Origin of the sequence: Anaerovibrio lipolyticus LB2005, assembly GCF_000621545.1 — a bacterium.
Taxonomy (GTDB): Bacteria; Bacillota; Negativicutes; order Selenomonadales; family Selenomonadaceae; genus Anaerovibrio; species Anaerovibrio lipolyticus_A.
In genome coordinates, this window is sequence record NZ_JHYA01000012.1 from 94,034 (window position 1) to 108,430 (window position 14,397).

A 14,397-nucleotide genomic window follows, 5' to 3' on the forward strand; every position below is an offset into this window, starting at 1 on the left:
TGATTTTGCCATTTAACCCATAGGCTAATTATAGCTTATATATCTGAAAAACAACAGTAACAAAATCACTTTCTCATAACTAGCATTGCGTTTCCGATACGGCGTTCTACGCCTTCAGATGGGCTGTTCACAATACGGTTGTTCAGTATCATTTCAGAAGAACCGCCACCATCCAGATTAAAGCCCTTTACTGCGCCGTATTTTACCAGCAGCTGGCCCATTTCCGTAAGGGAAGCACCAATACTGTGACTCTGGCGGCCATCCACCACCATCAGCAGCAGATGCCCATTATCCTTCAAGCCCACGGCAGTTCTTGGTGCCCTGCCTCCTGCCACATCATTGCCAAACTGCTCCGCATTAGAGGCCACACTTACTCTGCCGTTGGCCACCAGCTGAGGTCCTGCACCATAAAAATCAGGGGCATCTCCTACCTCCGGGCCAAAGCCTTCTTCTATAACAGCCTTATCTCCCACCTTAATACCAGCGAAGTTTGCCTGGGACTGGCCATGAACAGAAACCACCACACCATTGGCAGGAATCACGCTGTTGCCTTTACCAATGGACTGTACCCGTCCATCCACAATAACGTATTCAGTACCAAATTCATTGGTGCCGGTGGAATATCCGTAAAGGGAATTATACATAACAATGGAGTCTGTTCCCCTTGGGCAATTTACCCCCCAGAAGGAAATACTGCGGCCATTAACCTTTACTGCCCCAGAATAATTGCCTCGACCGATATCGTAGGAACCATCCTTACGCTTAATAAGTCCTGTACGGTTCTGGGTACCGATGCCGGCGGTCTTGCCATTTATGCGTATGTCGCCGATAAGAAAATCACCGCTCCAGTCGAAATAGCCGCCATTTACTCCCGCCACTGCTCCGTTACTGCTAGCAATAGTGGTGAGCTTTCTAAGGCCGGAGGAAACCTTTCCAGCCCCAAGGGCCAAGGTAACATCAAACTTGGCAGGATCAATATCCAGCATATAGGCAGTCAGCATACCACGGCCATCCACCCGCACATACTTGCCGTTAAGAAGGCCATCCTCCACCTGATTAAGGGATTCCTCCTCATATTCCTTGGTTACATCAATTACGATTCTATTTGGATTTTGAAGAGTATATACTTTATTTGGCATAGCCGCCTTCATATCCACTATAACCTGCAGGGTGTCACCATATTTTGCAAAAATAAGGTCCTTTACAGCCCCCCGGCCTGCGGGAGCAGTAGCCAAAGGTGAAGTAACACCATCCATGGTAATCACCAGACGGGTATTATTATTTTCATATACCGCAGAGTATTTCTTGGCATTACTCATATCCAGCACAACCCGGGTATATTTGGCATTATCTCCCAGACGAATATTGCTCAACACTGTCTGACCACTTGACTTTCCAGACTGAGCAGAAGCCGCCGGCTTATTTGCATTTACTGACTGGGTAGTCTGAACTGGCGATTTCTTATCATTTTTCTTTGCTGCGTAGGAAATGCTGTCTCCCACCGCTGCCACATTTATGGTAAAAACTGCAGCCAATACAGCTGCCCCAATTTTTTTCTTATTCAAGTACATATAAAAAACTCCTATGTTATATAAAATGATAAGAGGGCTATCGCGTCAAATGCAATAGCCCCCATTAATTCATCTCCCGTAAAATCAGGTTCTTACAACCTTATCCTTAGGACTCATATTCTCCACCCGCTGAGTCCAATCTGCCTTGGCCTTGTCTTCAAGGGTCAGCTGCTTATACAACACATCAGCCAAGCCTACGCCCCCGGCCTTAGCCATCTGATTCACCATTTCCGTATCCCGCATATCCTGTAAAATCTTATCCGCATTGGAATCACCAAAAAGACTATTTTCAGGAACGGTGTTACGCATTTCCTTATACATAATATTAAGGAACATGGCCTCAAAGCCCTGACAGGCTTCCCTCAGCTTCTTGTCGTAGGCCTTTTGCTCGGGAGTCATTTCCCCAGCAGCATTTGCCGCCTTTGTCTTTGGCTTAGCCACATTTTCGCTGGCCCGTTTCAGCTCATCAGCGAAATTCTGGGCATCCTCCACAGCCTTGGCTCCCTTGTCGGTAGCCTGCTGTGCCATTATCCAGTTGCTGTTAACATTGTCAATATTCATAACATCACCTGCTTAGATAATCTCCAGCTCTGCGTGCAAGGCCCCAGAAGCCTTAATTGCCTGCAAAATGGAAATAATATCCCTTGGAGTAGCCCCCACAGCGTTGAGAGCACCCACAATATCATTAATATTGGCAGTAGCCGGAAGCACGATGGAATTAGCTGTCTGCTCCTCCACTTCAGCACTTTCATCCTGGGTCACCACAGTGCGTCCCATGCTGAATGGTTCAGGCTGGTCTACTTCAGTTTCCTTTTTTATTCTTACACTGAGTCCCCCTTGGGTAATAGCAATACTGTCAACGGATACGTTGCCACCCATAACAATAGTACCAGTGCGCTCATTTACAACCACCTTGGCCACATTATCAGGCGTAACATTTATATCCTCCAAGGAAGCCACAAAATCCACCACGGAATTGCGGAAATATGCCGGAATAGTTACATCCACTCGACCAGGATTGGTAGCTCTGGCGATACCGCCATAGTTGCTGTTAATGGCTGCTGCCACGCGACTGGCAGTGGTAAAATCAGCCTTATTAAGGGAAAGGGACAGCTTCCCTCCCAGCTCTGACAAATCATCCTCCACTGTACGCTCCACAATCGCACCATTTGGGGTGGTACCTACAGTTGGGAAATTCTTCTGGGCACTGCCGCCACCACGGCCTGCCACGAATCCACCAGTGGACACAGCCCCCTGGGCCACGGCGTAAACATTGCCGTTGGCAGCCTTCAATGGGGTCTGTACCAAGGTTCCTCCCTGAATACTGGTGGCATCACCAATGGAAGAAACCGTAATATCAATGTTATCCCCTTCCCTTACAAAAGGAGGCAGGGTAGCTGTTACGATAACCGCTGCCACATTCTTTGGCTTTAGGCCATTTACATCAAAGCCAACGCCAAAGGCACTCATCATATTGCCAATGGACTGAATAGTAGGTGTCATCTTGTTGGAATCACCGGTACCATTAAGACCAACCACCAGACCGTAGCCCACCAATTGGTTGGAGCGAACCCCCTGCACCTTGGCAATATCCTTTATTCTTGTACTTGCGCTGTCCGCAAACACCACACTGGTGGCCATAACACACAGGCACAGCACCAGTGATAATATTCTCACAATGGATTTCATCTTTAATCCTCCAAAATGCCCTATACTTAGAACAGGAAGTTGAAAATCTGGGTAATGATACCCTGTCTCTGCTTGGAATTCAATGGGCCCTTGCCATCAAACTTCACAGTTGCCTCAGCCACCTTGTTGGAAGGAATGGTATTGCGGTAAGTAATGTCATCTGGACGAATGATACCCTGAAGTGTAATTTTATGCTCATTCTTGTTATTCCAAATAGACTGAGTTCCTTCAACAATAAGATTGCCGTTTGGCGCCACATCTGTTACGGTTACAGTTATGGTTCCTCTGGCCGTATTACTGTTAGTGGCACTGCCCTTGGCAGAGAAGCTGTCGTTCTGGCTGGCATTGGCCGCTGCCAGGAAGTCAAAAATCCCAAAACCAGCATCAAGATTCTGTTTGCCAGACTTGGAATTACTGGAATCCTTGGTAGAAGTCATACTAGCCGTTTCGCTGATAATAACAGTGACTATATCTCCCACCTGGGATGCCTTGCGGTCAGAAAAAATATTTCGTGAATCCTCGCTCCACAAGCTCACTGCTCCGGCGGTGGCAGGAACCATTATCCCCACCTGGAAAAACATCATTGCCCCCATGATAATGGACAAAACATATTTCATTAAGCTCACCTGCCTCCGATAATACCGTCAAATCATAATCTAACGGGAAATTTCCACGTTGTTCTTATCAATAACTTTTCCCCTGACCACCTTGTTGGAAGCCAGGTTTTTTACGTTTATATAGTCACCCTCACGGCCATTTTCCATAGCCTTACCCTGAGTGGTCACCCGAATGCCATTAACCACTGCTGTGAGATCTATCAAATCTCCAGAATGGATTATCACCGCATTCTGAATATTTCTGGAGGTAACAATCTCCCCCTGGCCGATGCCACGACGGGCCACCTTGCCAAGCACCTGCTTTACATCAGTAAAATAGGTCCAGTTTTCCCCCTTGTACTCACGCTCATCAATACGTAGGTCCTGTGCTGTGATTTCCGTGCCCTGTACCAGCTGCTTATTGGCCACCACCATCATATCGTAGGCCCGCACCCGCATGAGGCACCTCATGGTAGTATACTTACTGCCATTTAAAAGCACATCCACATTTACCAAGGTTCCTTTACTAAAACGAACCCCATTGGGAAGGACAACTCTGTAGGATATACGCCCCTCCGGGAGCCTAAGTCCCGCTGGGACATTAATGGGCTCGATGGTATGTCGCCGGGTCTCTCCCCCATTTTGCATATAATCCTCAATACCAATCGTCGCCTGCTGAATCAGAGTCTCCCTCACTATCACCTGAGGTAATTGAGCTGTTGGGGCAACTACCACCTTGGCTCCTTCGGAAGCCGACATAGGCAGTAGCAAACAAACTGCCAATAATAAGCCAAGGATTTTATTCATCAGCGCTTTAACCCGTTGGCAATCTCCAGCATGGAGTCGGAGGTAGTAATAGCCTTGGAGTTGGACTCATATGCACGCTGAGCCACAATCATATTAACCATTTCGTCTACAATCTGAACTGCAGACATTTCCAGCGCACTCTGAATAAGAGTACCAGTACCATCTGTACCAGGGTTATTTTCAAGAGGCCCGCCAGATGCAGCAGATTCAATAAACATATTTTTACCAATGGCGGTCAGACCAGCAGGATTTAAAAATCTGGCCAAGGTAATCTGACCAACAACGGTAGGAACACCACCTGCCGGAGTATCAGAAACCGCACCAGTGGAAGAAATCGTTATACTGTCAGATGGTGCATTGGCATCAAACTGAATATTGTTTGTCAGCTGATAACCATCAGTAGTAACCAGATTGCGGTCCGCATCCAGCTTAAAGGAACCATCTCTTGTATAGGCAGTGGTCCCATCAGGGAGAAGAATCTGGAAGAAGCCCTCACCCTCAATGGCTATATCAGTAACATTATCTGTAACCTGAATATTACCCTGGGTAAAAACACGGGTAGTAGCGGAAAACTTGGAACCAAGACCAATCTGCACAGGAGTTGGGAACATGGTACCATCACCGCTTTCAGCACCACCAGCCCGCAGTGTCTGATAAATCAAATCCTGAAATTCAGCACGCTGTGGCTTGGCACCATAGGTATTAACATTGGCGATGTTATGGGAAAGTACATCCATCTGTTTCTGTTCGCCCTTCATTCCTGAAGCAGCGGACCATAATGATCTCATCATAAGGCAAAAACCTCCATTTTACAAACAGACAAAAAAACACTAATTTCTCTTATCTTAGTATATCGTCAAAACATTATATATACTTAATGGTTACATTAGGAAACCATTAAAACCACACTTACATATTGCGTCCTACTTCGTTGACGGATTTTTCCAGCATGGTATCCTGGGTAACCACAGCCCTGGAGTTAGCCTCATAGGAACGGTAGTTTGTAATCAAATTTACCATTTCGGAAACCACATTGGTATTGGAACGCTCCAGCATTCCCTGCTGAATTTCTCCAGTGGCATTCATACGACGCGGATTGCCATTGGTGCGATAGAGGTTATCCCCCTGCTTCATCATCACCTGGTCCCCACCCTGGAACTGGAACAGACCGATCTGGGCTATAGGCACATTATCGTTCATGGTGATATTTCCATTAGGGCCTACGATAATGGTAGTAGCCTCATCCGGAATATCAATTGGACGTCCTCTGTCATCCAACACATTGTAGCCATTGACGTTTACCAGTCGTCCCGTGGAGGAGCGGTAGAAATTACCATCTCTGGTATATCTCTGCCCCTGAGGGGTATTCACCATGAAATAGCCCTCGCCGGAAATAGCCAAATCGAAAGGATTGCCTGTAGTCTGGAAAGAGCCCTGGGAGTGGTCAGTTACGATTTCATCTATTTCAGAACCCAGGCCCAACTCGCCGATAACAGGAGCATTGTTATTGAGAGAAAAGCCTTTAAAAGTAGTAACATCCCTCTGAACCTTGGACATATCATCTATTCTATGAATGAGCATTGGCTCAAATTCCTTGCTCACTGCATCATCCCGCTTAAAGCCAGTGGTATTGGCATTTGCCAGATTATTGGCAATGGTGTCTGTACGATATGACTCTGTAATCATACCCGTAGCAGCGGTATAAAGTCCTCGCCACATACTAAGTCCTCCTCTTTAAATCGCCTTATTTTCTCCAGAAAGACATGGACTTCTTGTCGTCCAATTTATCAATATTATCAAGGGCCTTGCCGGTACCTAATGCCACACAGGACAGGGCATCGTCAGCCAGCCCAACAGGAATTCTGGTCTCACGGTGAATCAGGTCATCAAGGCCATACAACATGGCACCGCCGCCGGTCAGAACAATGCCTCTGTCCATAATATCCGCCGCCAGCTCAGGAGGGCACTCCTCCAACACCTTCTTCACGCATTCCACAATTTTGGTAACAGGATCTTTTAGGGCTTCTGCCACCTGATCAGTGGTAACCTCCACCAGCTTAGGCAAGCCACTGAGCATATCACGGCCCTTAACCTCCATTTTCCCATTACGGGAACCCTGGAAGGCAGCGCCAATGGATACCTTTATGTCCTCAGCAGTACGCTCACCAATCATCAGATTGAAGTTACGTTTTACGTAGTCAATGATGGCCTCATCGAAGCTGTCACCGGCAGTTCTCAGACTATCACTGGCTACAATACCACCCAGACTGATGACAGCCACATCTGTGGTACCACCACCAATATCCACCACCATACAGCCATAGGCCTCGGAAATATCAAGGCCAGCACCTAAGGCCGCTGCCAAAGGCTCCTCGATAAGGAAGGTCTTTCTGGCCCCGGCCTGCTCTGCTGCCTCCTGCACGGCACGCTGCTCCACCATGGTAACTCCTGATGGAACGCAAATCATAATGCGGGGACGAAATACAAAGCTACGGCCTGTAACCTTTTCAATAAAATAACGAAGCATTGCCTCGGTAATGTCATAGTCACTGATAACGCCTTCGCGCAATGGGCGAATGGCCACAATATTTCCAGGGGTACGGCCAATCATGCGACGGGCATCCTCACCTACGGCCAAGACCCTGTTGGTATCACGGTCCACTGCTACCACAGATGGCTCCCGCAGCACTACGCCCTTGCCCTTTATGTATATCAAAACATTTGCAGTACCTAAATCAACGCCAATATCCATTGACATGCCAAACATTAAAACATCTTCCTTCCATCTATATATAGGCGCACTAAATACACCTCGCCTATTTTTATCGATATATAATTACTATAATATAATCACGAAAAGATTTCAATAAAAATCAGGTGCAGTTTCAAACTGCACCTGATTGTATTTCATCATCTTTTATTTTAGTCCATTGATAGCTTAGCCCCAGTCCAAACCAGAACAACTTCATAACTATGGAATCTCCCATCGTATATTCCGTAGCCCCCTGTAGCATTATGCCTAAAAAAATCGCCATAAATGTTAAATATCCAATATTATTATATTTTTTCCAGCCCTTTGCACAATAAACGATGGTCCCCAACCACCAAATACATACAGCTACTGCTCCAGGATAGCCACTTTCTGCCATCACATGAAAAAAATTACTATGGGCATGAGTCAGTCTACGCTCTTCAGCCTCAGGAAGAATATATTTTGTCTGATACTGCTCTCTAAAGCACCCATAGCCTACACCAGTAAGCGGATAATCCGCCGTCATATTTCGGGCACTTTGCCACAAATACAGTCGTTCCCGATTACTTCTGTTTTCGTATGTTTGCGTCATACTTGCAACTCGCTGCTGCATCCAAGGCACATTATTTACTATACACCCCAGTGCTATTCCAAACAACAAGAATACTACCAATACTTTAAGTTTATTCTTTGCATATATTATCGATGTTACGCAAACAGTAATGACCACAGCCAGCCATGCACCTCGTGTGCCATTATAAATCATTCCCAAAACAGATATGAACAAGGCTATTATCAACCACAATCTATATCTTTTCTTACACTCCATTACCAGCAAAGTCAGTACCGGTATCCACATAGACATCATACCAGCAGTCATCATAATACCAATTAGCCCGGGAGCCCGTCCACGAGATCCTTCATCATCAACCACCCCGTAAGTTTGTAAAATACACATTATAGCATTAATAATTATAGATCCCCCAACCAGCATGCCCAATTTTATCAATCTAGTCTTGTCCCGCACAAACATCAATACTAACAAAAAAGGGACAATTCTATTTACATAGTGATTAAATAACTCATCATAACTCGTTAGTATATCTAAAGAGAAAAGGCTTGTGATAACCATTACACCAACAAAAAGAAAAAATGGCTTTCCCAGATCCTTATCCACCTTTAACCGTTCCCGCCAATCATCATGTTTTTTCGCCAAACGGACCACCGCTGCCGCCACAGCCAATCCCAAAAAAACATTACTACCAGCAATAGTCACATTGGACAGCAAAGCATACCCTCCCAAGAAATAGAATATCCATTTTTCTATTTTTGCTGTTGTGTCCATTAATACACCTCATTGTTTAACATTAAAATCCGCTACCAGCCCAAAGGCCGGTAACGGACCTAAATTTGAATTTGCTATTAAATTCTACATCATTTAGATGATATTAGCAAGTGTGGCACTCATCATAGATGCCGGCTTCCTTCAGCTTCTTAACCACAGTCTCACCCATGGTAGCTACGGTCTCAGCTACTGGAATACCAACAGCATTCAAAGCCTTAATCTTGTCAGCTGCAGTACCCTTGCCACCAGCGATAATTGCACCAGCATGGCCCATACGTTTTCCTGGAGGCGCCTGAACACCAGAGATGAAGGCAATAACAGGCTTCTTCATGTTCTCCTTGATCCACTGGGCAGCCTCTTCCTCTGCAGTACCGCCGATTTCACCAATCATCATAATAGCCTTGGTTTCGTCATCCTCATTAAAGAGCTTCAGAGCATCGATGAAGTCAGTACCCTTAATAGGGTCACCACCAATACCGATGGCTGTAGTCTGGCCGATACCAGCGTTGGAAAGCTGGAAGGTAGCCTCGTAAGTCAGGGTACCGGAGCGGGAGATAACACCTACATGGCCCTTCTTATGGATGTAGCCAGGGATAATACCCATCTTGGCCTCATCAACGGTGAGAATACCAGGACAGTTTGGACCGATAAGACGGGTCTTCTTGCCCTCCATGTAGCGACGAACCTTAATCATATCCTGAACAGGAACATGCTCGGTGATACATACCACCAAATCCAGCTCAGCCTCAACACCTTCCATAATGGAATCAGCAGCGAAGCGGGCAGGAACGAAAATTACAGAAGCAGTGGCACCAGTTGCCTTTACTGCATCCTCTACTGTATCAAATACAGGAACTCCCTCTACAGTCTGACCAGCCTTGCCTGGAGTAACTCCAGCCACAATGTTGGTACCATATTCCAGCATCTGCTTGGTATGGAAGGCTGCAGTTTTACCAGTTATACCCTGTACAATTACCTTTGTATCCTTATTAATCAAAACACCCATTTCAGCAGACCTCCTTAGTTCTTCTTAGCTTCTTCAACGCGCTTAACGATATCCTGAGCACCGCCCTCCATGGTAGGAGCCATGAATACGTTCTTAACAGGCTTCTCGGTGAGAATCTGACGACCGCGCTCAACATTGGTACCTTCGAGTCGAACAACTACTGGAACTGGGATGCCATCCTGACCGGTCTTCTCAGCAATAATCTGAGCAGCCTTCTGGATGCCTTCAGCGATAACATCGCACTTGTTGATACCACCAAAGATATTTACGAAAATACCCTTGGCCTGGCCACCATCAAGCATAATCTCAAATGCGGTGGCAATCTTTTCTGGGGTGGAGCTACCTCCTACATCCAGGAAGTTTGCTGGCTCACCGCCATAATACTTCAAAATATCTACAGTTGCCATAGCAAGACCAGCACCGTTAACCATGCAGGCCACGTCGCCACCAAGGTTAACATAGTTCAGGCCCTCATTGGAAGCCCACAGCTCCTTAGGATCCTCTTCGGTCTCATCACGAAGCTCCACAATATCAGGATGACGGAAAAGTCCGCTGTCATCAAAGTTCAGCTTGGCATCAAGGCAAATAACATCGTCCTCAGCGGTAACAACCAATGGGTTAATCTCAACCTGGCTGCAATCCTTGCCAATAAATGCGTTGTACAGCTTAATCATGGTAGCAGAAGCCTTTTTGATAGCCTCTGGCTTAAAGTGCATCTTGTAAGCCATGCGGGTTGCCTGGAATGGAGCAAGACCAATAGCTGGGTCAATGTACTCCTTAATAATCTTTTCAGGGGACTCAGCAGCCACCTTCTCGATTTCCATACCGCCCTCTTCGGAACCGATCATAACGATCTTGGCAGTAGAACGGTCATTAACAAAGCTTAGGTAATACTCTTTTGCTATATTGGAGCCTTCCTCAATGAGAAGACGATTAACCTTCTTACCGTCCGGACCAGTCTGGTGGGTAACCAGAATCTTGCCCAAAAGCTCGGTAGCATAAGCCTTAACCTCATCCAGATTCTTGGCAATCTTAACGCCACCGGCCTTTCCACGACCACCAGCATGAATCTGTGCCTTAACAACAGTTACCTTAGAGCCCAGCTCCTTGGCAGCCGCTACTGCCTCATCAACAGTGAAGGCTGGCTTGCCATTTGGCACATTAACACCAAATTGTCTCAGGACCTCTTTGCTCTGATACTCATGAATGTTCATCTTTTCTGTCCTCCTCTATTTTACCCCGTAATGTATAACAATATACCCTTGCTAACAAATACATCATATAACTTTTTGGGGAAAATGTCTACTTTTATCTGTTTTTCTTCTAAAAATAGGAAAAAGTTGGGTAATTCGTTTGACAAACTCTCACCCAACTTCTCCAATATTATTCTGCTATCAGCTTATCCATAAATTCATCTGCTGCCATAGGTCTGGCGTAGTAATAGCCCTGTATCAGTCTACAGCCAATGTCCCTCAAAAAGCTCACCTGAGGCTCAGTTTCCACTCCCTCGGCTATTACCTGCATCCCCAAATCATGGGCCATGTTCACCACGCTCTTCATAATGGTAGCTGCCCGTTGGGAGGTTTCAATATCCTGCACGAACTTCATATCCAGCTTTAATACATCCGCTGTAATATTTTTCAGCATATTAAGGGATGAATAGCCACTGCCGAAGTCATCCATTAGCACCGTAAGTCCCGCATTTTTTAGTCGCCGTAAAATCTTCAGCATCTGACCTGGATTGTCCACATAAGCTGATTCTGTCATTTCAATTCGCAGCATCCACGGCTCCAAATCATATTTCCCCAAAAGGGAGGTCATATAATCCACAAAATTATGGTCGTACATATTCACTCTGGACACATTAACCGAAACTGGCACCACATCCAAGCCATTATCCCGCTGACGGCTGAGGAAGCGACAGGCCGACTCCCAGGCAAAACGATCCAGCCTGGTTACAAAGCCGTTCTTCTCAAAGACAGGAATAAACACTCCTGGGCTTATCATGCCACGCTGGGGATGATTCCAACGGATAAGTGCCTCTGCTGATTTAATTTTATTCGTAGCGGAATCATAAATAGGCTGAAGGAAAATACAGAAGTTATTGTTATCCAGGGCACCTTCCATATCCCGCACCAGCATCTGCTCCTCCATAAGGGCGGTTCTAAGCTGCTCGTCGTAATAGGCAAACCTTCTGTTGTAATTTCCCTTTACTGTATTCATGGCCATGTGGGCCCTGTCCAGCATCTTGTTTACCGTTAGATAAACATTATCTACGGTGAATACGCCGGCATAAAACATAATGCTTCTATATACAGCCAAGGAACGCATAACTGCATCCAGCCCCTGAATAACCAGCTCCATATCCAAGGCATTTTCCGGCATACAGATAGCAAAATGGTCAGCAGAAAGTCTAGCCGCCAACCCACGATTACCCACAACAGTCTTAAAGTAGGCCGCTGCTGTCTTTAATATCATATCTCCCGTTTCCATATTAAAGAGCTCGTTTATTACCTTAAAGCAGCTGATATCAAGATACACTATGCAATACTGGGTTGCCCTGTTTTCCTGTATCATCTCCGCAGTTTTTGCCAGCATGGTATGGTGGTTGTAAAGGCCAGTGAGCTGGTCTGTTTCTATAAGGGTCTGCATGGCACTGATTTTTTCCGCCTGAAGGCGCTGGCGTTCTTTGCGCCATTCGTTTTCCTGCCGTGCCATTACATTCCGTACCCGGCACTGCACCACAATAGGATTATATGGTTTAGTAATAAAATCAGCTGCCCCGTTTTCCAAGGCCTGAATTTCGCTGTTCAGTAATCCTTGGGAGGTAGTCACCACCACAGGAATATGCTGGAATCTTGGGTGCTTATGAAGCACAGCCAAAAGCTCCATCCCCCCCATTACCGGCATGATTAAATCCAAGAGTATAATATCCACATTACGGGTCTCCAGAATATCCAGTGCCTCTTTGCCATTGGGGGCCTCCAATATTTCATATTCGTTTTGGAAAAACTGGGAAAGTATGGCCCTATTTATTTCCACATCATCTACTATAAGCATTACGGATCTATCATTCATAATATCCACCCCGTTCCACTGTAGATATTCCACAAATCCCTCCATATTCCTTTTAACCAATAAAAAAAGTAACAACAAACAAAAAACCTGCTGACAGCTTTACCTGTCAGCAGGTCTATTTGTTTAGTTAGTAACTATTTCTTTCTAATTTAGATTAGAAGGAGAAGGTTACCTGACCGAAGATGCGACGAACCTTGTCATTGCCATTTCTGTTCATCAGCTTGCCATCGAAATACTGGAGAGTACCAACGATGTTCTTCATGAAGGCATAGTCAACGCCTACCTTCCAGCCCTTAGCGCCTTCATACTTAACATCATAGGTAGGGAATGGAGAAGCAGTGTAGCTGAGCTTCTGATAACCTACATAAGCACCCCAAGACTTAGGCTGGGAAGCCTTAGCACCCTTGTAGTTAACCTGGATGTTGTAGGAATCCTTGTCGCCCTCACGACCAGCAACAGCAACAGTCTCGCTTGCACGAGCGTAGTCACCAGTCAGATATACATCACCAAAGTTGTAGCCGAGGCCAATACCCCAAACGCCAAAGCTAGACTTATTATTAGTCAGCTTCACTTGATTAAGGCCATTGCTGAAGTTATAGTAACCAAGACCAGCATCGAACTTACCGTTGTTATAATCTACATGAGTACCGATTACACGAGCCTGAGAGCGAGTTACAGCCTTAAGCTCACCACCAACAATTGCCCAATTAACATCCTCGGCAAGAGCTGAGCTTCCAGAAGTCTTACCAGCATCGATGGTCCAAGAAATGTTACCATTGCCAGCAGCCTTGTTGAAGGTTACCTGACCACCGGTGTACTCGGTATCAAGTACGAGACCATGAAGGAAGGAAGCATAGTCGTTAGGATTCATTCTACCAGCATAGATGTCAGTGGTACCAACCTTGCCATGTACCCACAACTGAGCAACCTCACCACCATCTCTATTGGAAACATCAGTATTAACATCATGAGACCACTCAACACGAGCATAACCATCAACATGATCGTTGATCTTTACTGCGCTATTCAGACGGAACTTAACGAACTGATTTGGATTATGGAAGCCATCATCGCCAGTCTTTCTGTCATAACGATAACGAATGAAACCGCTGTGCTTTACATTGTCCATACGAGCCTCGAGGTCGTCCATGCGAACGCCGAGGTTAGCGAGCTCATCACGGAACTCAGCAGCAAGCTTGTCTACCATAGCCTTGGTAGCAGCGTCGCCAGTCTCAACCTTAGCCATAGCCTTAGCTACGATCTGAGCCATCTCATAACGGGTCATGTTCTGGTTGCCACGGAAAGTGTTGTCAACAGCATAGCCGTTCACTACACCCTTAGCCTGCAGCTCGGAAACTGCATCATAAGCCCAGTGGTCAGCAGGAACATCAGCGAAAGGATTAGCAGCTGCAAAAGTAGTGGAAGCAGCGCCTACTACCAAAGCGGTAGTCAATGCGGATACGAGAGTCTTCTTCATTTGAGAACTCCTCCTTTGAAATAAATAAATTATTATTCGGCTATCAGTGTCCTCTGAAGCTCTCTTCCGCGAGTAT

At 46.0% G+C, this 14,397-nt stretch carries 13 protein-coding genes; all 13 read right to left on the bottom strand.

All coding sequences use genetic code 11. The annotated features are described in order from the left end of the window. Window positions 1–65: 65 nt before the first annotated feature. Window positions 66–1,571 carry a phosphodiester glycosidase family protein gene (locus T355_RS14200; protein WP_051555531.1) on the bottom strand — a complete coding sequence of 502 codons (1,506 nt, stop codon included), beginning with the start codon at window positions 1,569–1,571 and terminating at the stop codon, window positions 66–68. A gap of 84 nt (window positions 1,572–1,655) precedes the next feature. Next, entirely contained in the window at window positions 1,656–2,132 is a 477-nt protein-coding gene (locus tag T355_RS14205; RefSeq protein WP_051555532.1) for a rod-binding protein, read from the bottom strand. 12 nt (window positions 2,133–2,144) lie between these two features. Then, window positions 2,145–3,260 (bottom strand): flagellar basal body P-ring protein FlgI, encoded by a 1,116-nt coding sequence (locus tag T355_RS0110185; protein ID WP_027397668.1) that lies wholly within the window; start codon window positions 3,258–3,260, stop codon window positions 2,145–2,147. Between the two features lie 26 nt (window positions 3,261–3,286). Next, complete coding sequence (locus T355_RS0110190; RefSeq protein WP_051555533.1) at window positions 3,287–3,877, bottom strand: flagellar basal body L-ring protein FlgH; 591 nt, start codon at window positions 3,875–3,877, stop codon at window positions 3,287–3,289. A 39-nt stretch (window positions 3,878–3,916) separates the two neighbouring features. Beyond that, window positions 3,917–4,663 (bottom strand): flagellar basal body P-ring formation chaperone FlgA, encoded by a 747-nt coding sequence (gene flgA / locus T355_RS0110195; protein ID WP_027397670.1) that lies wholly within the window; start codon window positions 4,661–4,663, stop codon window positions 3,917–3,919. Then, window positions 4,663–5,454 carry a flagellar basal-body rod protein FlgG gene (gene flgG / locus T355_RS0110200; protein ID WP_027397671.1) on the bottom strand — a complete coding sequence of 264 codons (792 nt, stop codon included), beginning with the start codon at window positions 5,452–5,454 and terminating at the stop codon, window positions 4,663–4,665. The genes flgA and flgG overlap by 1 nt, the downstream gene beginning before the upstream one ends. A gap of 118 nt (window positions 5,455–5,572) precedes the next feature. After that, on the bottom strand, window positions 5,573–6,382 hold the full coding sequence (gene flgF, locus T355_RS0110205; RefSeq protein ID WP_027397672.1) for a flagellar basal-body rod protein FlgF: 810 nt from the start codon (window positions 6,380–6,382) through the stop codon (window positions 5,573–5,575). Window positions 6,383–6,407: 25 nt separating this feature from the next. Continuing rightward, the gene (locus T355_RS0110210; protein ID WP_027397673.1) at window positions 6,408–7,430 is read right to left on the bottom strand and encodes a rod shape-determining protein; all 1,023 of its coding nucleotides are present in this window, start codon (window positions 7,428–7,430) and stop codon (window positions 6,408–6,410) included. Window positions 7,431–7,548: 118 nt separating this feature from the next. Next, entirely contained in the window at window positions 7,549–8,760 is a 1,212-nt protein-coding gene (locus tag T355_RS0110215; RefSeq protein ID WP_027397674.1) for an O-antigen ligase family protein, read from the bottom strand. Window positions 8,761–8,863: 103 nt separating this feature from the next. After that, window positions 8,864–9,766 (bottom strand): succinate--CoA ligase subunit alpha, encoded by a 903-nt coding sequence (gene sucD / locus T355_RS0110220; RefSeq protein WP_027397675.1) that lies wholly within the window; start codon window positions 9,764–9,766, stop codon window positions 8,864–8,866. Between the two features lie 14 nt (window positions 9,767–9,780). Continuing rightward, the gene (gene sucC, locus T355_RS0110225; protein ID WP_027397676.1) at window positions 9,781–10,980 is read right to left on the bottom strand and encodes an ADP-forming succinate--CoA ligase subunit beta; all 1,200 of its coding nucleotides are present in this window, start codon (window positions 10,978–10,980) and stop codon (window positions 9,781–9,783) included. Between the two features lie 169 nt (window positions 10,981–11,149). Then, window positions 11,150–12,844: a putative bifunctional diguanylate cyclase/phosphodiesterase gene (locus T355_RS0110230; protein ID WP_027397677.1), complete on the bottom strand. Its 1,695-nt coding sequence runs from the start codon at window positions 12,842–12,844 to the stop codon at window positions 11,150–11,152. Between the two features lie 154 nt (window positions 12,845–12,998). After that, window positions 12,999–14,321 (bottom strand): S-layer homology domain-containing protein, encoded by a 1,323-nt coding sequence (locus T355_RS0110235; protein ID WP_027397678.1) that lies wholly within the window; start codon window positions 14,319–14,321, stop codon window positions 12,999–13,001. Window positions 14,322–14,397 lie beyond the last annotated feature (76 nt).

What these genes read in the sequence shown, in the direction of transcription:
- T355_RS14205 (WP_051555532.1), bottom strand. Translation starts at nt 2,132, where the DNA reads ATGAATATTGACAATGTTAACAGCAACTGGATAATGGCACAGCAGGCT.
- flgF (WP_027397672.1), bottom strand. Translation starts at nt 6,382, where the DNA reads ATGTGGCGAGGACTTTATACCGCTGCTACGGGTATGATTACAGAGTCA.
- T355_RS0110185 (WP_027397668.1), bottom strand. Translation starts at nt 3,260, where the DNA reads ATGAAATCCATTGTGAGAATATTATCACTGGTGCTGTGCCTGTGTGTT.
- T355_RS0110210 (WP_027397673.1), bottom strand. Translation starts at nt 7,430, where the DNA reads ATGTTTGGCATGTCAATGGATATTGGCGTTGATTTAGGTACTGCAAAT.
- flgA (WP_027397670.1), bottom strand. Translation starts at nt 4,663, where the DNA reads ATGAATAAAATCCTTGGCTTATTATTGGCAGTTTGTTTGCTACTGCCT.
- T355_RS0110230 (WP_027397677.1), bottom strand. Translation starts at nt 12,844, where the DNA reads ATGAATGATAGATCCGTAATGCTTATAGTAGATGATGTGGAAATAAAT.
- flgG (WP_027397671.1), bottom strand. Translation starts at nt 5,454, where the DNA reads ATGATGAGATCATTATGGTCCGCTGCTTCAGGAATGAAGGGCGAACAG.
- T355_RS0110235 (WP_027397678.1), bottom strand. Translation starts at nt 14,321, where the DNA reads ATGAAGAAGACTCTCGTATCCGCATTGACTACCGCTTTGGTAGTAGGC.
- sucD (WP_027397675.1), bottom strand. Translation starts at nt 9,766, where the DNA reads ATGGGTGTTTTGATTAATAAGGATACAAAGGTAATTGTACAGGGTATA.
- T355_RS0110190 (WP_051555533.1), bottom strand. Translation starts at nt 3,877, where the DNA reads ATGAAATATGTTTTGTCCATTATCATGGGGGCAATGATGTTTTTCCAG.
- sucC (WP_027397676.1), bottom strand. Translation starts at nt 10,980, where the DNA reads ATGAACATTCATGAGTATCAGAGCAAAGAGGTCCTGAGACAATTTGGT.
- T355_RS0110215 (WP_027397674.1), bottom strand. Translation starts at nt 8,760, where the DNA reads ATGGACACAACAGCAAAAATAGAAAAATGGATATTCTATTTCTTGGGA.
- T355_RS14200 (WP_051555531.1), bottom strand. Translation starts at nt 1,571, where the DNA reads ATGTACTTGAATAAGAAAAAAATTGGGGCAGCTGTATTGGCTGCAGTT.